This window comes from Sideroxydans sp. (assembly GCF_054604835.1).
The window spans coordinates 208,062-227,037 of sequence record NZ_JBTSFG010000001.1; the positions used below are offsets into that span (position 1 = coordinate 208,062).

Below are 18,976 nucleotides of genomic sequence, written 5' to 3' on the forward strand. Positions count from 1 at the left end.
TGACGGAATGCTGCAGCGTGATTCTAGCAAAGCATGCGAAATATCAAAGTCCCAGCCGGGTTGGCGTCGCCCCGGAATGGGATGCCAGCCACATCTCCTGGAAGCGTGAATTCAATTCGTGCGCGCCCTCCGGATCGTTCTTCGCCAACAGTCCGCGCGTATCGTCGAAGTGATAGCGGCGCACGAAATGGTGGCCATCGGCGACGGCGAACGGCTCGGTCACGCCGAGCATGTGCGGCGGGGTCTGGTAGATCGACATGCTGTGGCTGAACTCGCGCAACAGCATCATCATGCGCGGACAGAAACGGATCAGATGTTGTGTATCGTGCGCCAGCAGTTGCAGGCGGTTGTTGCTGCTGAGCAGCAGGTAATGGCGCAGCGCATCGTAGCGCGCTTCGGAATTGAAACCGATGTCCGAGAAATCCTTTTCGAAGATATTCAGCGAGTGCTGTGCAGAACTGCATACCGTGTCCAGCGCCGCGATGTAATCGGCTATGCCGTCGAAAGTGGTGTGCTGCAAGGTCTCATCGTTCATGGTCAGCGTCTCCGGGTTGCGGGGGCCAGGTATCCATCCAGATACCATTCGTACAACAATTCCTGCGCTTCATCCGTCAAGGCCGTGTCGGCGGCGAGTCTTCGTGCATCGGCCAATTCACGCAGCACGCGATAGTCGTTCTTGCGCACCGGGTAGGCCTCTCCGTTGACGAACACCGTGCGATCCTGACACAACATCAATGTCTTCAGATCCAGCGCCACACCGTTCTTTCGCACTGCGTCGGCAAAGCGTATAGCGGACAGCGGTCGGGCCGGGCCATCGAAGAAGATATGCGGCTTGGGTTCGGACAGATAGCTGCCGAGGAAATTGGCGATATCCTCATCATCCCAACGGATCTTGCGGATCGCGCTGCCGACCTGCTTCAACATCGCCGGCCCGAGCTCGGAAGGATGTTTTTGCAACTTCAGGTCCGGGTCGGCGTATGTACCTTTGATATCGATGCGGTCTTGCAGGTAGACGAGGAACTGCTCCGCGAGCTCCTGATACCAGGGCGTGCGGAAACCGATGGAATACGTCATGCAGTCGTCTTCCGCGATGCCGTTGTGCGCGCAGTGCGGCGGCAGGTAGAGCATGTCGCCAGGTTCCAGTACCCACTCCTGTTCCACCCTGAAATTTTTCAGGATGCGCAGCGGAGCGCCTTCGATCAGGGTCTGGTCGGCCTGGGTGGAGATCTGCCAGCGGCGATGTCCGTGGCCTTGCAGCAGGAACACGTCATACGCGTCGAAGTGCGGACCGACGCCGCCACCTTTGGGTGCGTAGCTCACCATCAGATCGTCCAGTCGCGCATGCGGGATGAAGTCGAAACGATTCAGCAACTCGCCGGCCTCGGGCAGAAAATGGTTCACGCCTTGCACCAGCACCGACCATTGCCCTTTCTTCGTCAGTCCGGTGAAATCCTTCGCGACGAATGGCGAGTGACGCAGATCGAATTCGCCGCGCTGGTACGTGACCAAACGCGCCTGCGCATCTTCGTCGCAAGCCAACGCCATCAGTTGCTTGGGGTCGAGCAGGCCCTTGAAGCCGGGCACCGCCTGACGGATCAGCAGCGGTTTCTTTTGCCAGTAGTCGCGCAGGAATCTTTGCGGAGTCAGTCCGCCGAGCAGAGTGTTTTTCATGCGGAGATTATAGCCCTGCCGCATGCATTGAAAAGTGCGGGAAAAATAAAATTCCGGAGGGCACCGCGCGAGAATTTCGATAGAATGCGGGCAGGAGGACGTTATGCCCACACAAGCTGTACCACTACAAGCTGGAATGGAGGCGCCGCACTTCGAGTTGCCGGATGCCGACATGGAGACGTTCAAACTGGTCGCGCAACAAGGCAAGAACAACGTCGTTCTGTATTTCTATCCCAGAGACGACACGCCGGGTTGCACGATGGAAGCGAACGAATTCAGCGATCTTGAGGAAGCGTTCGCAAAGCTGGATACCATCGTCGTTGGGGTCAGTCGCGATGATTGCATCAGTCATGCATGCTTCCGCGACAAATATGGGCTCTCGGTTCTGCTGTTATCCGATCCCGAGGCACGCATCTGCAGGAAATACGGTGTCATGTACGAGAAGGAAGTGGATGGTCACAAAAAACTCTCCATCCGACGCTCCACTTTTGTCATCGACAAGACCGGTACGTTGCGTCACGCCCTCTATGCAGTTCAGGCCCACGGGCATGCACAAGAGATACTTACACTGATAAAGGAAATGAAATGAAGATCGAAAAGAACGCTGTCGTCACACTGACCTACGCATTGAATGACGCCAGCGGCGCATTGATCGAGCAAGCCAACGAGCCTATCAGCTACCTGCACGGCGGTTTCGACGGCATCTTCCCCGCCGTCGAAGAAGCGCTGCACGGCAAGGATGTGGGCGAGAAGTTCACCGTCAGTATGACGCCCGATGAAGCCTTCGGCGAATACGAACACGACTTGGTGCGCGTCGAGCCGCGCGACATGTTCCCGGCAGAAGTCGAGGTTGGTATGCAATTCGAGGGCGGCGCGGAAGGCGACGATGACGAAGACTTCATGCTGTACACCGTGACCGAAGTCACCGACAAGGAAGTGACCGTCGACGGTAACCATCCGCTGGCCGGCAAGACACTGACCTTCTCCGGCACCGTCACCGGCGTGCGCGCTGCGACGGCAGAAGAGCTTGAGCACGGCCACGTGCACGGCGACGGCGGTCATCACCACTAAACCGGAGTAGCTGAACAAAAAAGCCCGCTTGCGGGCTTTTTTGTTGTCCGGAGATCAGCGGCTCAGCCTTGTTCGGCTTTTCTTTCCGCCAGGATGTGGCACAAGTGATCGTCCGCCGGTTCCAGCGTGTAGCGGGCCACATCGTTGAGCAGCGTCTGGATCTCTTCCAGCGTGAAGTGCGCCATGAGACGGTTCGCCATGTCCGGCTCTATCGGTAGCAGACGCGCCTCGCCGTTGGGCAGTTTGAAGCCGAAGCCGGCCAGCCTGTGCAGATCGCCGTCTGCCGCGCTCATATCCTCCTGCTCATCCTCCAGCGACTCGTAAAAAGTCTCGATCTCATCCGAAAGTGCTTCCGGGATGTCCTCGGGGATGGCGACCACCAGACCGAGCGGGTCGTCGCTGCTCTCGCTGTTCAGGCCATGCTGTTGCACAAAGGCGACGAAGCGGTCACGCAGCTCGGTGGAGAAGAAGATATATTCGATCATGCTGGTCGGTCAGGGGTGGGAAGGCTGACATGGTGACGGCTGCAGAGCTTGCTGGCAATCACCCGAAGGGGAGGTCGCGTCGTATCTGGCTGATAGTCAGGCGATTTTGTTGTTAGAATCGCCCACAGACAACTGTTTCGGCGCACCGCCGCCGACCACCCGAGATAACGGAAACGACATCATGGATAAGACCGTCAAGATTCGCGCCTACACCGACCCCGCATCGGGACAGCCTGCTTCCAGGCAAAAAGAGCAGGACATCGAACTCGCCGCGCGTGAAGCGCAGCTTGATGATGAGCGCAAGAAATCGCTGGAACAGCTCAAGACCATCGTGCAACTGCGCGAAGCGCTGAAGCTGGAACAGGCCAAGACCGCCGAAGTCAACAAGCGTGTGAACGAACTGGAATCCGGTCTGCAGCAGATCAGTGCTTCCAGCGCGAATGAACTGGCACGCAAGGATGCGCAACTTGAAGCAGAGATGAAGAAGGCGGTCGAGGCCGAGAGCAAGTGCAAGGAACTGCAGGCTCAGCTCAAACAGGAGCAAGCCAAGCTGGCCAACATGCCGGACCAGAGCCGCATGCTGGAAGCCAAAGACAAGGAACTGGCCGACCTGAAGAGCAGAATGCAGGATCTGAGCGGTGTGCTGAGCAAGATCATCAGCATCGCGGAAGCCGCCAAGCTGGTCGGTAAGCCGTAACTTCCGCTGCCCGCGTCAGATCGGGCAGCTCTCTGTACCGCGCAGGAACAAAAGATACTCCTCCAGCCGTTCGCGCAGGTGCTGCGGTGCTGTCACGATGTCATGTGACAAGGCGAACAGCGGATAAGCCTGCCAATCGAACACCCCGAACTTCTCCACCATGTGCAAGGTGTGCACACCTTCTCCGGATATATCGTCCCACTCGCCGCGTACCAGTTTGCGCCCCAGTGAATGGTGATGTGAATCCTCGCTGGTCGCCGTCGTGATCAGATCGCCCAGTCCGGCGTAGCTGTAAGGCGTATGTGCCTGGCCACCGAAAGCCTGCACGATGCCGCTCAACTCCGCGATGGACGCCGCCACCAGATGGCCGCGCATGTTGTCACCCAGCTTCAGTTCATCCGCCATGCCGAACAGGATGGCGTACACGTTCTTCAGGATCACCGACCAGCTGCGCCCGTGCAGGTCGCTCGCCTGCTGGCAAACCAGACCGCTGCCACGGAACAGACTGCGCATCACCTCGAAATCCGCCGTATCCGACAGCACGGCATCGGCGAAGCCCAGTTTCCCCGCGCGCAGTTCTTCCGAGATCATCGGGCCGTAGATCACGCCGAAGTGGTGCCGCCCGTCGAACACTTGGTCGAACACCTGTGCCGCCGTGCGGCCGGATTCGTCCAGTCCCTTGGCGATGGTGAGGCAGACACTATCCGCGCTGAGGAAAGGGGCGATGCGTTGTGCGATCTCCCAATGCGGATTCACCGGCAGGCAGAACAGCACCACCTGCGCCTCGGCCACTTCCTCTTCCAGCGTGGCATGGCTGCCTTTCACCACTTCGCCCATGTTCCAGATGCGCACATCATGGCGATCCGCCAGCAGAAACTCCATGGCATGGCCCATCTCGCCGTATCCCAGAATCAGTATGCGCAGTTTCATTCCGCGTCCTCGGTCATGTTGTACAGGTTGTCATCTTAAATCGAAGTGTGCAGATCACGTTGCCGACCATTATGGATTATTGCTTGATATTATCTGCCCGCGCGGTACCGATCCGAGGGGAGAAACATGCAGTACGACATGGCAAGATTCGATCAGCCGCTGGTGGATGAAACGCAGCCGAAAGCGCATGTGTGGACCGACATCGGCGATGCGGAGGTGGAGTATTCGATATTCGGCAATGCCAAGGTGCGTGTCTATCGCCAGAAGGACGAGGTGCGCGGTGCATTGCGCTGGACGTTGCTATTCATGAGTCTGCTGGTCGGTGCGGTGTGGCTGGTCAGCGATGCCTCGCGCCAGCCAGAGATCGTCTATATCGCACCGCCCAAGCCTGTCGTTGAGATCGCCAAGCCACTGCCGCAGGTGCCGGTGCGTGTCGCGCCCCAGAACAAACCCCAAGTCGCGCCACCCATCGCCACCGCGAAGCCGGTGCCGGTGCCGCTGCCGCAAGCATCCTCCGCCCCTGTAGCGGCTAAACCGTTGCTTCGTTCCCCGGTTGTCGTGTCCGGGGCGTCTGCACCTGTGGTGGCGAAACCAGCTGCTGCGCCTGTAGCTGTGACGGCCAAGCCGCTCGCACCTGCCGCAGTCGCGCCTGAAGTGTTTCAGGCGCCCATTGATGCCACCACACCAGTGAAGGCGACCGATTGATCAACGGACGGTTGCACCCTGCTGCAGCACCTCAGCCAGGAATCTTTGCAGCTGCAGCCATGAATCCTTGTCCGCTGCCGCGTCATAGGCCAGCGGCAGGTTGAACTGCTTGCCGTAGGCATCCGCATCCGGGTTGGTGAAGCTGTGCATTGCGCCGGGGTACACCACCGCCTTGTAGTCCACACCTGCCGCTTTCATCTCCTGCTCGAACGCTTGCACTTGCGCGGGCGGGATCATCTTGTCATCCGCGCCGGTGAAGGAACGTATCCTGGCTTTGACTTTGCCTTTCTGTGCGGGGGTATCGGTCGCCAGCCCGCCGTGGAAACTCGCCACGCCCAGCAAAGGCTCGCCCTCGCGCGCCATGTTCAGCACCACCGAGCCGCCGAAGCAATAACCGATGGCGGCCAGCTTGCTGCTGTCCACGCGCGGATCATCGCGCAGCACTTTCATCGCCGCCTCGAAACGGGCTTTTGTCAGGGGACGGTTCTTTGACACCTCGCCGGAGAACTTCCCGGCATCGGAAGGGTGCATCGCCTGCTTGCCGTCACCGTACATATCCACGGCCAGTGCCACATAACCAAGCTCGGCCAGCATGTTCGCCCGCTTGCGCGCATAGGCATTGTGTCCCCACCATTCATGTACCACCAGCACCGCCGGGCGTTTGCCCATCGCATGTCCTTCGTAAGCCAGCCAGCCTTTCAGTGTGGTGCCATTGGCAGAGTAGGTGACCTCTTCACCTTCGACAGCCGCCAAGGCAGGCACGGTCAGGCAGAGCAGGGCGAGGGAAATCAACAATCGTTTCATAAGGGCCTCCATCGTTGTGTGGGCAGAAAACAGGAAGCCCGCACAGGCGGGCTTCAGGATTCTATCTGTTGTACAGGGAGGTCACATCCCGACCATCGAAGCGGCGGGATCGACTTTGCGTACCATATGCAATAACTCGATACCTTCCACTTCTTCGGGGTCATATCTCACCAGCAAGGAATGCGGATGCGGCTTGTGCTCGAACTCGGCGCAATCCACGCCGATGCGCCCCATGATCTTCCTCTCCAGATCCATCCTCATCTGCGATTCCAGTTCGGGATGCACGTAGATCAACATGTCTGCTGTATGCATGGTCATCTCCTTCACGGTAATTGAAGAACGAGAGTCGCGGGCTTGATCTCCGCGAGTACGAACCATGCTACGCCTTTGCCCAGCCGATAAAAATGGCTACACGCAACAGGGTTGTTCGGATCAGAAGCGCAGTTCCAGCGCCTGGCACAGGAAGCGCATCAAAGGGGCGGCCTGCCGGTAATGCTCGACCACCAGCGGGCGCAGTTTGGCCGACGTGACAGTGGCTTCAGTCAGGTTCGCGAGCGCGATGAAATCCTTGCGCTTGAGGTCTGACACCTGCGGGTGATCCTTGGCGAAACCGCGCGGCGCGTTGGCCAGCGCATCGCCGACCAGTTCGTATTGTTTGCTGAAAGCCGCATCGTCGCGCGCCGCCAGCCATGCCTCCGGTTTTTTCACGATGGCCTCGCGTATCTTGAGCAAAGCATCCGCATCCGGATGCCACAGGCCCACGCCCACGAAACACTCGCCCGGCGAGATGTGCAGGTAATAGCCCGGCGCGTGGATGTCCTTGCCCAGCTCATGCCGGAACTGGATGCCGATGTTGGTCTTGTAGGGCGTCTTGTCGCGGCTGAAACGCGTGTCGCGATACACGCGCATCAAGGAGCCGCCCACCTTCTTCGGCTGCGCCAGAAAGTGGCGCGAGATCGCCGGCATCTCGTCCGACATATCGCTGATGAGATCCAGCGCGGGCGTGCGCACCAGATCTTCGTATTCCTGTTGATGTTTCTCGAACCACTCGCGGTTGTTGTTCTGCTCCAGGGCGGAGAGGAAAGCGAAAGTCTGTTTGCTGAAGTAGCGGTCTGACATGGCATTCACCTGCGGAGGAATGAGTGCAGTGATTCTAGAACAATTCCATTTCGAGTCGCGATCAGGTTTGTTCCTGTAGCGCCGCCCGCTGTCCGCGCGCGGCATCCACACCGCGCAAGATCAGCAGCCCCGCCACAAAGAACGCGCCGGTGAAGAGGATGGCCGTGCGGTGGTCGCCCGCAGTCAGCCAGCTCACCATGCCGTAGGTCACCGGGCCGAGGATGGCGGCCAGCTTCATCGCCAGCCCCCACAGACCGAAGAACTCGGCCCGACGCTCAACGGGCGAGAACGAGCCTATCAGCGCCCGCCCGGCAGACTGACTGGCACCCATGCACAACCCCGCCAGATTCGCCGCCGCCCAGAACAGCCCAGGTCCTTCGGATGCCCATGCCATCAACACCATCCCGATCCAGCCGACCAGCGTCAAGGCGATGGCCGGCACATGGCCGACGCGATCCTGTAGATAGCCGAAACTGAACGCACCGATGGCGGCCGTGATGTTGACCACGAAGATCAGCCCCAGCGTCTGCTGCATGGTGAAGTGCATCGCCTGCTGGGCGTAGATCGCGGCCAGCGTGATCACGGTCTGGATGCCCGCCTGATAGAACACCGTACAGATCAGGAAGCGGCGCAGGTCGCGGTAATGCCGCGCATGGTGGATGGTCTGCAGCAGGCGCGCGAACGATTCCTGCAGCATGTTCTTGCCAAGCAGATGCGGCTGCGGCTGGGCGCGTTCTTTCAGGATGAGGAAGGTGGGCAGGCTGGCCAGCGCGAATAGCGCCGCCGTGATCAGCATGGTCACCGGCACGAAATCCGCCGCCGTGTCGCCGCGCGCCTGCGCCCAGCTCACATAAGCGAGACAGATACCCAGACTGAGCAGGCCGCCCACATAGCCCAGACTCCAGCCCCAGCCCGATACCTTGCCCAGCGAACCCTCGCGCGCCAGTTCCGGCAGAAAGGCCGCGATCAGGTTCTCGCCAGTGCCGTAGAAGAAATTTGACAACACGATCAACGGGATCGCCAGCCACAGCATGCCCGGCCCGGCGAAGTAGAGCGCGGCAGTGAACAGCACGCAGCCTGCGGTGGTGATGAGCAGCAAACGCTTCTTCGCCGCATAAGCATCCGCATACGCACCCAGTAAGGGCGCAGTCAGCATGATCAATGCGTAGGAGAGCGCTAGCGACAGCGTCCACACCAGCGTCGCCCACGGTGCGCCACTAGCTACTACCGATACGAAGTAAGCATTGAAGATCGCCGTGATAACGATGGTGGTGTAACCCGAGTTGGCGAAGTCATACATCGCCCAGGCCCAGGCTTCGCGGCGGTTCACATCGGCGGCAAGGTTATGGCGCATGAATGTAATAAAAGTTATGACGGAATGAAGCGGATGTTAACTGCTAGGGCGGGCAGACAGTATAAGATTCGCGCTGAACGGGTTCACATGGATAAGCAAGATGAGATACAGACACTACAAAGGCGGCATCTACGAGATCGTATGCGAGGCGAAGCTGGAAGCCGACCCGAATGTCACGCTGATGATTTACAAATCGGATAACGGTCTGATCTGGGCACGTCCCAAAGATATCTTCTTTGAGTCAGTGCAGCACGAAGGGCAGAGCGTGCCGCGCTTCGCCCCCCTGAACTGAACGGAGACTTCATGGACTTCGCGAGTTTATTGGTACTTGCTGTACTGGGCTTGGTGGTCTGGTTCTGGCTGCACAGCATCCGCATCCTGGAGATCGCGCGCGAAGCGGGTCGGCTGATCTGCAAACAGACCGGCGTGCAGTTCCTCGACGACACCGTCGCCAGCACCAAGCTGCAACTGGCACGCAACAGCAACGGACGCCGCACCTTGCGCCGCACTTATCGTTTCGAATTCACTGAGACGGGCAACACCAGACGGGAAGGGGAAGTGGTCATGCTGGGGGAGCGGATCGAATCGGTTACCATGGAGCCATATCAGATATTGGAATGAACTGAGTCATTGCGTTCATATTGCTCTGAAATTGGTTTGGAGAATGGAAGACAAACGAAAGCAGTAATTTTGCATAGGATACCGCCATGTTTCGTGATCAAGTTATTCGTCTGGGTTTGGTATTGAGCGTTATATTTGCCACAGCGCTGGCAATCGTTCTGTCGGTCAGTATGACCTACACCCTGATGAAACTCCGAGGTGTCCCGTTTACCGACAATTCCCTGCTGATATCGATCTTTGCTCCGCTGTTCAGTGCGCCGATTATGCTGACGCCGCTGTTCAAAGCTTTCATGAAGATCGATTCCCTCGAACATGAAATGCGCAAGCTCGCCATGCTCGACGAGCTCACCGGCATCATGAATCGGCGGGCTTTTTTTTCGAATGCCGAACAAGTCATAGGCATGGCGAATCAAAACAATGTGGAGATGTCGCTCGCCTATATCGACTTGGATAATTTCAAGTCCATCAACGACACATACGGTCATGCTGTCGGTGATCAGGTGATCATGGAATTCTCCAGGATCATCCGCGGCATCATTAGAAAAAGTGACTTGGTCGGACGGGTGGGGGGCGAGGAGTTCGCGCTACTGGTCCATGGGGCAGGCGCGAAAGATGCCCACCAGCTGCTCGAAAGGCTGCTGGCGGAGATACGACTGCAACAGATCGAAACACCCGCTGGGAAGCTCAACTTCACTGCCAGTGCCGGTTTGGTACATATCTCAAGCTACGAACAGAAACAGATACACATATTGCTAGCGGATGCAGACAAAGCGCTCAATCATGCGAAGCGCACGGGCAAAGATCGTGTGGTGGCCTTCGAGGCGAACTTGGGTGTTTCAATGCCAGCTTGAATGAATAACCGAACTAAAGTCGGAGCAAGTCTGGCTGATTGGCGATATTGAAAACGATTCAACTGCCGCTGACGCGGAACCAACCAGCGATGCTGCGTCGTGTCTTGTTCGAGATGAGTACTTCGTGCGGGAATGATTCACTGAGGAAGATGATCATCGTGCCGAATGTCGGCTGAACTTTGAGGATGGGTGTCTCACCGCTTGGATCGTAGACGACCAGTTCGCCGCCATACTCGGGTTGCCAATCCTCGTTCAGGTACAGCACCGTGGTCAGGATGCGGTTCTTCTTGCCTTGCAACACATCGGAATGTTTCGCGTAGCCATAGCCACTGTTGTAGATGGCGTAGTGGCTTTCATAGTCGAACATACCCAGAAATAGCCGGGCATTCAATTCCCGTCGCAGCGTTTCCATCTGTTCCAGAAAAGCACAGTCGACGGGGGCGTTCGCTTCTATCCAGCTGATGGCGTCGCCGCGTAGCGACTCGATCTGTTTCTTGGCTGCACCGCGCCCCACATGTGCAGGCTGGAAACGCTCCGAACCATCGTCCTCGCAGCGCCTTTGCAGTCCATGCAATAGCTCATCCGCCAGCGCGTTTGCCAGCACGATATAGCCGGTCTGTTCCAGCTCTTTTGCGATGAGGTCGATGTCCATGGGGCGCGCAGTCTAGCACTGAAGAATGGGGGCGGGCAGTAGATTTTCCGGCAGTCCAAAGCCTACCAAGCTGCTGCTAGAATGCGCCCTCAAATCAATTCGCAGTGATAACTGTAACGGGGAAAAAGATGTCGACAGGCCTGACCGATCAGCAAGCATACGAATACATCATCAAGCTGCTCACAGCCATGAGCAAGGCGGGAGGTTCCGACCTGTTCATCGCCAACGACTTTCCGCCAAGCATGAAGTCGCACGGCGAGATGCAGCCGATGACCTCGCAGAAACTCAACGGCAAGATCACCCGCCAACTGGCTTACGCGCTGATGAACGATACACAGCGCGCCGAGTTCGATCAGGAGATGGAATGCAACTTCGCCATTTCGGTGCCCGGTGTGTCGCGCTTTCGCGTCAACGTATTCGTGCAGCAGCAGCATGTCGGCATGGTCATCCGCACCATCGCTGCCGAAATCCCCAACTTCGAGAAGCTCAATCTGCCCGAAGTGCTGAAAGAAGTCATCATGAACAAACGCGGCCTCGTGCTGGTGGTCGGCGGAACAGGCTCCGGCAAATCCACCTCGCTCGCCGCCATGATCGACCACCGCAACCGCACCTCCAAGGGGCACATCATCACTGTCGAAGACCCGGTGGAATATGTGCACCAATCCAAAGAATCACTCATCACCCACCGCGAAGTCGGCGTGGATACGCATAGTTGGCATCACGCGCTGAAGAACACGCTGCGCCAAGCACCGGACGTCATCCTCATCGGCGAGATCCGCGATGCCGAGACCATGGAGCACGCCATCGCATTCGCCGAGACCGGCCACCTCTGCCTCGGCACACTGCACGCCAACAGTACCAACCAGACCATCGATCGCATCATCAACTTCTTCCCGGAAGAACGTCGAAACCAGTTGCTGATGGACTTGTCGGCGAACATGCGCGCACTCATCTCGCAGCGCCTCGTGCGCACACCGGATGGCAAAGGACGCAGGGCCGCCATCGAGATCCTGCTCAACACACCCACCATCGCCGATAAGATCTTCAAGGGTGAGTTCCATGAGATCAAAGGCATCATGGAAAAGTCGCGCGAGCTGGGCATGCGCACCTTCGACTGGTCGCTGTTCGAGCTATACAACGACGGCCACATCTCCTATGAAGAAGCCATCCGCAACGCCGACTCCGCCAACGAACTGCGACTGAACATCAAGCTCAAGAGCCAGCGCGGCGAACCGGGAGACGCGTCAAGCGTCGTGCTCTCGATGCAAGAACACAAGAGCGAAGAAGAACTGGAAGAAGAACGCAAGCAAGAACTGGCCGCGCAGGAAGAGAAGAAGCGTCAGTTCGAAGCCGATAAGCTCCTTAAGCAACAACAGGAAAAGCAGGCACAAGCAGCTGCCGAGGCTGAGAAGTCGAAGCCGGCAATTTCGCTGGATAAGTTGGAGTTGAAGCTGGACGACTAAGGTTCACCGAGGGTGGGCTAAGGATATCTGAAGCCCGTCCTTAAGCTTTTGTGCTGATGATGCCGCGAATCAGACCTGCCACGCTCCGTCGCGATACACCTCTGTGTCACCGAGCATGACCGATTCAGTGATGGCAAAGACATCAACGTGGAATCGCGCATCCGCGCGTTTGATATTGGGCTTGATGTAGCTGGCGTGTTTCGCCCCCAGCGATAGATGGATACCGCACATGCGCTCGTAAGTGCCGATATCGCTGACCAAAATATCGCGTGTGAAAGTGCGGTTCAGACCGAAGCCCACTTCGCGCACCCAGATATCCCCCTCGACTGCGCGTATCTGCGCCAGCACCTCGTCGAACTCCGGTGTGGAATCGATGGTGTCGGTGACGCGCCCTTGGCTGACCACCAGCGTGATCGGCTGCTCGGGTTTGTTCACGGTGAACTTCGTATCGCCGAATACGAAGATCCGCACCCGGCCATTCACCGCCTCCAGATCCAACGATTCGGTGAACACCTCACCGATAGGGAACTGGCCGCCGACGTTCCTCATCTCGCGGTAATCGCCGATGTTCAACTTCGCGGGTTCAAAGCCGGAGGCGAACAGCAATTGCTCGCCACCGCTCTCGATAACCCCTGTTGGAGCGCGGTCGATGATGGCCTTCAAACCGCGACCCACGCGGCGCACATAAGCCGGGTCATAAGCTAGCGAGTCGATGTAGAGCAGCGCCTCATCGCCGGGCATGCGGCCCAGATGCGGATGCTCGATCACCTTGAGCGAGAGTTTGAACAACTCCACCCGCAAGCGGAACGCATCCAGCCGGAAGCTGCTGGTTTGGATCAGCACCACCAGATCACCGGGTGCGAGTCGTTTGAAGGCGTCGAGCACAGTCTCAGGTTCGGCCGTATCGAAATCGATGAAAGTTGCATCCGGCAGACAGCGCTGATAGGCCTCGGCCAGCGCCAGCGAAAGCGCGCATTGCCCATCCCAAACCACCAGCGCGGCATGTGAAGCGTCATGCTCGAAAGCGATGGTCAGAATATCGTGCACATGCTTCTGGGCGGTATCGATCGCCGAATCTGGCAAGTGCGTGAAAGGCGGAGCAGTGGGGGAATGCGTCATCATCGGGGGAGGGCAGCGGGTCAGCTGTCCTGCAAAGTGCATAGGGAATGGCCGCATGTTACTACAGGCCTTTCCAAAGGCTGACAGGGGGACGCTTAAAACAGATGCCTAGCGTCCCCCGTCGCCTTACATCAAACAATAATTCTTCGGCTGCAGCGGTGTCAGCCCGTGTTCCTCGCCCAGCGTGTCGCGCAGATTGATCTCGACCCCGCGACAGATCGAGTCCAACGCCAGATCGTTGGGCAGGTCGCCGAACGGCTCCTCGATCTCGTCACCCAGCGCATCCAGCCCGAAGAACGTGTAGGCCACGATACCCACCACGAATGGCGTCATGAAGCCGATGGTGTCGACCAGCCCGAAGGGCAACAGGAAGCAATAAAGATAAGCCGTGCGGTGCAGCAGCAAGGTATAGGAGAACGGGATCGGCGTGCTCTTGATGCGCTCGCAGGCAGCCGCTGCCGCCGTGATCGCCGACATAGTCGTATCGATGTTAGTCGCCAGACAACCGTCCAGTCGCTTCTCATCCAGACACAGTCGCAGGTCGCGGCCCATCTGGTGCATCAGATGGTCGGGCACGTTCACCGCCTTGCTGCTTTGCTGCCACTCATCGGGCGTGAGCAGCGGCTTGGTCTCGGCGTGGGTGTCGGTGCCGCGCAGCAGATGGCGCAACGCATGCGTGAAAGCGATGGTGCGGTAGATCATGCGCACCCGCACATCGTTCAGACCGGCACCGGGCTTGAGCGGCTCGCTGTGTTCGATCAGCGTCAGGCATTGGCGCGCGAAGTTACGGCTATGCAATACGATATCGCCCCACAGCTTGCGACCCTCGACATAGCGCTCATAAGCCGCACTGTTGCGAAAGCCGAGAAAGATGGCCAGCGGCAAACCGATCAAGGTGAACGGGATCGCGGTCAGCGTGATCTTGTGGCTGAACAGGTCACCGTGCGTCATCGTCACCACTGTGGCCAGGATGACGTTGACCGTCAGTACTATCCATATCTGCGATAACACCGAACCGCGAAAGATAAAGAACAACCGTAAACCGGAAGGCCTGCTGCGAACGATCATGGGATGACTTTCTGTGGGTAAGTGAATGGAGCGAGTTCAAACAAAAAAAGCCCATTTTCATCAAATGGACTTTGGGGGTGATTGCACCAATGCATCGTTGAACGATCCATGTGAATCTGCACTGCGGTCAGCATAGTGAGTAGCGCGCCTGAATTTGCACCGGCAGGGGCCTGACGGTCTAGCGCGCTTTAGTGTGGGGACGATCTTATAAGTTCACTGCGCAAGAAAATATATGCGCCAACATCATCCATCGGCATTGCTGGAGCCTGATTCGTCAGGGTTGAAAACAGGAGGGCGGTACTGCTGGTCGCAGTACCGCCCTCCTGTGAGGCTAGGCTAGGGTGCAGCTTAGATGATCAGTTGCCCCCGCCTTGGCGCATCCCGCCGCCAGGCCCCATTCCACCTCCCATGCCACCACCGGGACGCATACCGCCGGGCCCCATCATTCCACCGCCTGCAGGCGGCATATCCGGCAGCGTCACGCCGCGTTCTTTCGCGCGAACCTTCATTTGTTCATGATGCTCATTGCGGATGCGTTCACGCTCCTCGGCAGTCTTGGCAGCCCGCATCTTGGCGCGATACGCGCTACGTTCCTTCTGCGTCATCAACTGGCTGCCATAGATGCGCTCTTGATCCTGTGCTTGTGTCTGATCCTGCGTCTTGTCACGAACCTGATCCGCTGCAAACAGCGGCCCTGCCAACACTGCCAAAGCACCGGCTAATACAGAAATTGAGATGGGTCGTTTAAACATGATGCGCTCCTTTCCGAATGGACAAGCGGGGGAGCACTATGCGCTTAGCCGGACGAAGGTGCAAGACGGGGGGGAACTGATGCGGTAAGCAGAGGGGTGAAGCTGACGCGTTTAGCTGATTTTCAGCCTCCGTGACTGAAATCTGCCCACTATTGTTCTGGCCAGCAGTCGAGTCCCATTAATTTTAGAACTGGGACCACAGGCGGTGATTCGCCTGGCTCAAGTTTTCTCCAGTTGCGTTCTACATCTTCAGGGCTGAGCAAGCCTGTAGTGAACGAGTTTGTGACAACGAGCCCAGTATGCGCATCAAGAAATCCACTTATTTTATTGAGAGCCAGTTGCCCAAAATGAAGGGTTTGCCGAACATGCAAATCGACAAAAAAGTGTATAGGCGCAAGCGTTCCATATCCGTTATCAACCAGAGTTTCCTGTTTTCCAAATAAGGAGCATTCTGTGAATATCCCAGGTTCGGTTGGAAACTCGCCGCTATTCCATAGTGAGGTTGCTTTTTCTAAAGGGGTGCCAAGTTTTTCTCCCGCACTGTTGAATACAGACAAGTTTGCAGGATGCACCTTGAGTGTGAATGGAAGTGGCGCAGAGAATTTAAAGCCAAAGGCAAGCGAGGCTGATCTGAAATCACAGAGTGCGGGAATCGATGCTCGGATTTTCCATTTGTGGTCTCCGGTATCAACTGGTCGATACAACTCGATCTGATGGTGCTTGGCTGTTCTTAATGCGGCTTTTGTAAATCCTGAAGGGCAAACAAGTACTCCTTTGTTTGCGCCGATATCAGCTACTAGTCCGGCAAATTCCTCTACACCTTTTGTGTCGATGGGGCGCTTGGTGTCTTTGCAATCTAATGCAATTGTCATTTTGTATTGGCCAATCATCTGGGTGACCAATACATCAACTTGGCGGTCGACGTCAGTGATTCGCCCTCTAATGTGAACATTGTGTTCAACAATAGCTGCAGGGGCCAACTGCCTTTGGATGCTAGCAACCAACTCCTCTAAGAGGAGCCAATCTTCTTTTCTAGCTTTTTGTTTATCTTTTTCGGACATTTTGAATTGTCATACAAGATTTATTAGCTGATATATCTTCTCCAGCGCTTCCTTAGGACTCATCTCATCCGGTTGTAGATCGCGTAGCGCAGACAGCAGCGGATGCTCTTCCGGCTCCGGCGCTTCCGGTACGGCGGCGAACAGGTCGCCTTGCGGGTTCTGCGCGGCGCTGTTCTGTTCCAGCTTCACCAATTGTTTCTTCGCACTGCGGATGACGCTGCCGGGTACGCCGGCGAGGGCGGCGACTTGCAGGCCGTAGCTTTGGCTGGCGGCACCTTCGTTCACAGAGTGCAGGAACACGATGCTGTGTTGGTGTTCGACTGCGGCGAGGTGGACGTTGGCGAGTTGTTTGAATTCTTCAGCCAGTCGCGTGAGTTCGAAATAGTGTGTGGCGAACAAGGTGTAGCTGCGGTTGAGTTCCAACAGGTGGCGCGCGATGGCGTAGGCCAATGCCAAGCCGTCGAAGGTGCTGGTGCCACGCCCGATCTCGTCCACCAGTACCAGACTCTTCTCGGTGGCGTTGTGCAGGATGTTGGCAGCTTCGGTCATCTCGACCATGAAGGTGGAACGTCCTGATGCCAAATCGTCCGATGCGCCGATGCGCGTGAATATCTGGTCGATCTCGCCCAGCACGGCTTCCTGTGCAGGCACGAAGCAGCCGACATGCGCCAGCAGCGTGATGATGGCGACCTGACGCATGTAGGTCGATTTGCCACCCATGTTGGGGCCGGTGATGAGCAGCATGCGGCGCGCATCGCCCAGCGCGGTGTCGTTCGGCGTGAAGGTGTCCACTTGCGCTTCCACCACCGGATGGCGACCTTGCTTGATTTGAATCTGCGCATCATCGCTGAATTGCGGTGCGCAGAAGTTGAGCGTGGCGGCGCGTTCGGCGAAGGTGGCGAGCACGTCCAGCTCGGCGATGGCGGCAGCGATGGTTTGCAGTTGCGGGATGCTCGGGGCGAGCGTGTCCAGCAACTGGTCGTACAGATGTTTCTCGCGTGCCAGTGCGCGGTCGTTGGCGGACAGCGCCTTGTCTTCGAAGGCTTTCAGTTCCGGCGTGATGTAACGCTCGACGTTCTTCAGCGTCTGGCGGCGGCGGTAGTCGTCCGGCACTTTGTCGGCATTGGCGGTGCTGACTTCGATGTAGAAACCGTGCACGCGGTTGTATTCCACCTTCAGTTTGTCGATGCCGGTGCGTTCGCGTTCGCGCTTCTCCAGCGCCAGCAGGAAGTCGCCGCAGTTGGACTGGATGCCGCGCAGCTCGTCCAGATCGGCATCGTAACCATCGGCGATCACGCCGCCTTCGCGCAGTACGGAGGAAGGTTCGTCCTTAATGGTGTTTTGCAGCAGATCGACCAGTGCGCTGTCGGCTTTCAGTTCTTTGCTCAGTTGTTGCAAACGCGGTGCGCTGATGCCTGCCAAAGTGTTATGCAGTTCGGGCAGTTGCTTGAGCGTGTCGCGCAGGCCGGAAAGGTCGCGCGGTCTTGCGCTCTTCAAAGCGATGCGTGCAGTGATGCGTTCCACGTCCACGCTGGGTTTGAGCTGCTGGTGCACGGCGCTGTATTTCTCATCCAGCTCATCCACGGCATCCAGCCTTGCACGCAGTACGTCGCGATTCCGCAGCGGGTGATGCAGCCAGTGCGCCAGCAGGCGGCTGCCCATGTTGGTCGCACAAGTGTCGAGCAGCGAGAGCAGGGTCGGTGCGGGTTCGCCGCGCAGTGTCTGGGTGATCTCCAGATTGCGTCTTGTTGCGGCATCCATGCGCACGTATTCGTCGGCGTGATAGACCTGCGCGCTGCGGATGTGGGTGATGCTCTGGCCTTGCGTGAGCTTGGCGTAGCCGAGCAATGCACCGGCCGCTTCGAGACCGACGGTGAAATCGTCGCAGCCGAATCCGGCGAGGTCGCGCGTGCCGAACTGCTGGCACAGGGCGCGGTGCGCGGTGTCGCGTTCGAAGTGCCAGTCGGGCAGGGATTTGTTCGCGGCGTTCTTGAACTGCGGCGCAGTTTTGCTTTCGGCGAACAATATCTCGGAGGGTTGCAGACGTTCCAGTTCGGCGGGCAGTTGTTTGGCGGCAACTTCGGCGAGGGTGAATTGGCCGGAGGCGAGATTGAGCCAGGCGAGGCCGACTTCGTTGCCGCGCTGGTGCAGCGCCAGCAGCAGGTTGTCGCGCTTCTCTTCCAGCAGGGCGGAATCGGTGACGGTGCCGGGGGTGACGATGCGCACCACTTTGCGTTCCACCGGGCCTTTGCTGGTGGCGGGGTCGCCGATCTGTTCGCAGATGGCGACGGACTCGCCCATCTTCACCAGACGCGCGAGGTATTGCTCGGCCGCGTGATACGGCACGCCGGCCATCTTGATCGGTTGGCCGTTGGATGCACCGCGCTGGGTGAGGGTGATGTCGAGCAGCTTGGCGACGCGCACGGCGTCGTCATGGAACAGTTCGTAGAAATCGCCCATGCGGTAGAACAGCAGCTTGTCCAGATGGTCGGCCTTCAGCCGCAGGTACTGCTGCATCATGGGGGTTTGTTTTTCGAGGGCGTTGTCTTTCAT

At 58.0% G+C, this 18,976-nt stretch carries 21 protein-coding genes and 1 pseudogene; 8 read left to right on the forward strand and 14 right to left on the reverse strand.

Features of this window, described 5'->3' with window-relative positions; all coding sequences use genetic code 11:
* Positions 1 to 43 precede the first annotated feature (43 nt).
* On the reverse strand, positions 44 to 535 hold the full coding sequence (locus ACYCZ5_RS01060; protein ID WP_461542906.1) for a DUF7931 domain-containing protein: 492 nt from the start codon (positions 533 to 535) through the stop codon (positions 44 to 46).
* 2 nt (positions 536 to 537) lie between these two features.
* Positions 538 to 1,671, reverse strand: a complete 1,134-nt coding sequence (locus ACYCZ5_RS01065) for a JmjC domain-containing protein (protein WP_461542907.1) — start codon at positions 1,669 to 1,671, stop codon at positions 538 to 540.
* Between the two features lie 103 nt (positions 1,672 to 1,774).
* On the opposite strand from ACYCZ5_RS01065, the gene ACYCZ5_RS01070 reads away from it, so the two are divergent.
* Together ACYCZ5_RS01070 and ACYCZ5_RS01075 are read left to right on the forward strand one after the other, a co-directional pair.
* Entirely contained in the window at positions 1,775 to 2,260 is a 486-nt protein-coding gene (locus tag ACYCZ5_RS01070) for a peroxiredoxin (RefSeq protein ID WP_461542908.1), read from the forward strand.
* Entirely contained in the window at positions 2,257 to 2,742 is a 486-nt protein-coding gene (locus tag ACYCZ5_RS01075) for an FKBP-type peptidyl-prolyl cis-trans isomerase (RefSeq protein ID WP_461542909.1), read from the forward strand. The genes ACYCZ5_RS01070 and ACYCZ5_RS01075 overlap by 4 nt, the downstream gene beginning before the upstream one ends.
* A gap of 62 nt (positions 2,743 to 2,804) precedes the next feature.
* On the opposite strand, the gene ACYCZ5_RS01080 is transcribed toward ACYCZ5_RS01075, so the two are convergent.
* On the reverse strand, positions 2,805 to 3,227 hold the full coding sequence (locus ACYCZ5_RS01080; RefSeq protein WP_461542910.1) for a hypothetical protein: 423 nt from the start codon (positions 3,225 to 3,227) through the stop codon (positions 2,805 to 2,807).
* A gap of 181 nt (positions 3,228 to 3,408) precedes the next feature.
* On the opposite strand from ACYCZ5_RS01080, the gene ACYCZ5_RS01085 reads away from it, so the two are divergent.
* A complete protein-coding gene (locus ACYCZ5_RS01085) occupies positions 3,409 to 3,924 on the forward strand; it encodes a hypothetical protein (protein ID WP_461542911.1) in 516 nt (171 codons plus the stop codon).
* A gap of 15 nt (positions 3,925 to 3,939) precedes the next feature.
* Here ACYCZ5_RS01085 and ACYCZ5_RS01090 read toward each other — a convergent pair whose 3' ends face one another.
* Positions 3,940 to 4,854 carry a hypothetical protein gene (locus ACYCZ5_RS01090; protein ID WP_461542912.1) on the reverse strand — a complete coding sequence of 305 codons (915 nt, stop codon included), beginning with the start codon at positions 4,852 to 4,854 and terminating at the stop codon, positions 3,940 to 3,942.
* A gap of 138 nt (positions 4,855 to 4,992) precedes the next feature.
* Here ACYCZ5_RS01090 and ACYCZ5_RS01095 point away from each other — a divergent pair, with 138 nt between their 5' ends.
* Positions 4,993 to 5,559 carry a hypothetical protein gene (locus tag ACYCZ5_RS01095; RefSeq protein WP_461542913.1) on the forward strand — a complete coding sequence of 189 codons (567 nt, stop codon included), beginning with the start codon at positions 4,993 to 4,995 and terminating at the stop codon, positions 5,557 to 5,559.
* Here ACYCZ5_RS01095 and ACYCZ5_RS01100 read toward each other — a convergent pair whose 3' ends face one another.
* The 4 genes from ACYCZ5_RS01100 to ACYCZ5_RS01115 form a co-directional block, all read right to left on the reverse strand.
* A complete protein-coding gene (locus ACYCZ5_RS01100; protein WP_461542914.1) occupies positions 5,560 to 6,363 on the reverse strand; it encodes a dienelactone hydrolase family protein in 804 nt (267 codons plus the stop codon).
* A gap of 81 nt (positions 6,364 to 6,444) precedes the next feature.
* Positions 6,445 to 6,675, reverse strand: a complete 231-nt coding sequence (locus tag ACYCZ5_RS01105) for a hypothetical protein (RefSeq protein WP_461542915.1) — start codon at positions 6,673 to 6,675, stop codon at positions 6,445 to 6,447.
* Between the two features lie 120 nt (positions 6,676 to 6,795).
* Positions 6,796 to 7,482 (reverse strand): DUF2461 domain-containing protein, encoded by a 687-nt coding sequence (locus ACYCZ5_RS01110; protein WP_461542916.1) that lies wholly within the window; start codon positions 7,480 to 7,482, stop codon positions 6,796 to 6,798.
* A 61-nt stretch (positions 7,483 to 7,543) separates the two neighbouring features.
* Positions 7,544 to 8,836: an MFS transporter gene (locus ACYCZ5_RS01115; protein WP_461542917.1), complete on the reverse strand. Its 1,293-nt coding sequence runs from the start codon at positions 8,834 to 8,836 to the stop codon at positions 7,544 to 7,546.
* Positions 8,837 to 8,936: 100 nt separating this feature from the next.
* On the opposite strand from ACYCZ5_RS01115, the gene ACYCZ5_RS01120 reads away from it, so the two are divergent.
* From ACYCZ5_RS01120 to ACYCZ5_RS01130, 3 genes are all read left to right on the forward strand, one after another.
* Positions 8,937 to 9,128, forward strand: a complete 192-nt coding sequence (locus tag ACYCZ5_RS01120; protein WP_461542918.1) for a DUF1653 domain-containing protein — start codon at positions 8,937 to 8,939, stop codon at positions 9,126 to 9,128.
* 11 nt (positions 9,129 to 9,139) lie between these two features.
* Positions 9,140 to 9,457 carry a DUF3301 domain-containing protein gene (locus ACYCZ5_RS01125; RefSeq protein ID WP_461542919.1) on the forward strand — a complete coding sequence of 106 codons (318 nt, stop codon included), beginning with the start codon at positions 9,140 to 9,142 and terminating at the stop codon, positions 9,455 to 9,457.
* Positions 9,458 to 9,543: 86 nt separating this feature from the next.
* Positions 9,544 to 10,308 carry a GGDEF domain-containing protein gene (locus ACYCZ5_RS01130; RefSeq protein ID WP_461542920.1) on the forward strand — a complete coding sequence of 255 codons (765 nt, stop codon included), beginning with the start codon at positions 9,544 to 9,546 and terminating at the stop codon, positions 10,306 to 10,308.
* Positions 10,309 to 10,366: 58 nt separating this feature from the next.
* Here the strand turns inward: ACYCZ5_RS01130 and ACYCZ5_RS01135 are convergent, their stop codons facing one another.
* The gene (locus tag ACYCZ5_RS01135; protein ID WP_461542921.1) at positions 10,367 to 10,960 is read right to left on the reverse strand and encodes a 2OG-Fe(II) oxygenase; all 594 of its coding nucleotides are present in this window, start codon (positions 10,958 to 10,960) and stop codon (positions 10,367 to 10,369) included.
* A gap of 140 nt (positions 10,961 to 11,100) precedes the next feature.
* Between ACYCZ5_RS01135 and ACYCZ5_RS01140 the strand changes: the two are divergent.
* Positions 11,101 to 12,210: pseudogene (locus tag ACYCZ5_RS01140) on the forward strand (PilT/PilU family type 4a pilus ATPase); the annotation flags it as partial.
* A gap of 282 nt (positions 12,211 to 12,492) precedes the next feature.
* Here the strand turns inward: ACYCZ5_RS01140 and ACYCZ5_RS01145 are convergent.
* From ACYCZ5_RS01145 to mutS, 5 genes are all read right to left on the reverse strand, one after another.
* Positions 12,493 to 13,545: a M29 family metallopeptidase gene (locus ACYCZ5_RS01145; RefSeq protein WP_461542922.1), complete on the reverse strand. Its 1,053-nt coding sequence runs from the start codon at positions 13,543 to 13,545 to the stop codon at positions 12,493 to 12,495.
* 123 nt (positions 13,546 to 13,668) lie between these two features.
* Positions 13,669 to 14,610, reverse strand: a complete 942-nt coding sequence (locus ACYCZ5_RS01150) for a bestrophin family protein (RefSeq protein WP_461542923.1) — start codon at positions 14,608 to 14,610, stop codon at positions 13,669 to 13,671.
* A 356-nt stretch (positions 14,611 to 14,966) separates the two neighbouring features.
* On the reverse strand, positions 14,967 to 15,362 hold the full coding sequence (locus ACYCZ5_RS01155) for a hypothetical protein (protein ID WP_461542924.1): 396 nt from the start codon (positions 15,360 to 15,362) through the stop codon (positions 14,967 to 14,969).
* A 149-nt stretch (positions 15,363 to 15,511) separates the two neighbouring features.
* Complete coding sequence (locus ACYCZ5_RS01160; RefSeq protein WP_461542925.1) at positions 15,512 to 16,423, reverse strand: restriction endonuclease; 912 nt, start codon at positions 16,421 to 16,423, stop codon at positions 15,512 to 15,514.
* A gap of 9 nt (positions 16,424 to 16,432) precedes the next feature.
* Positions 16,433 to 18,976: a DNA mismatch repair protein MutS gene (mutS, locus tag ACYCZ5_RS01165; RefSeq protein ID WP_461542926.1), complete on the reverse strand. Its 2,544-nt coding sequence runs from the start codon at positions 18,974 to 18,976 to the stop codon at positions 16,433 to 16,435.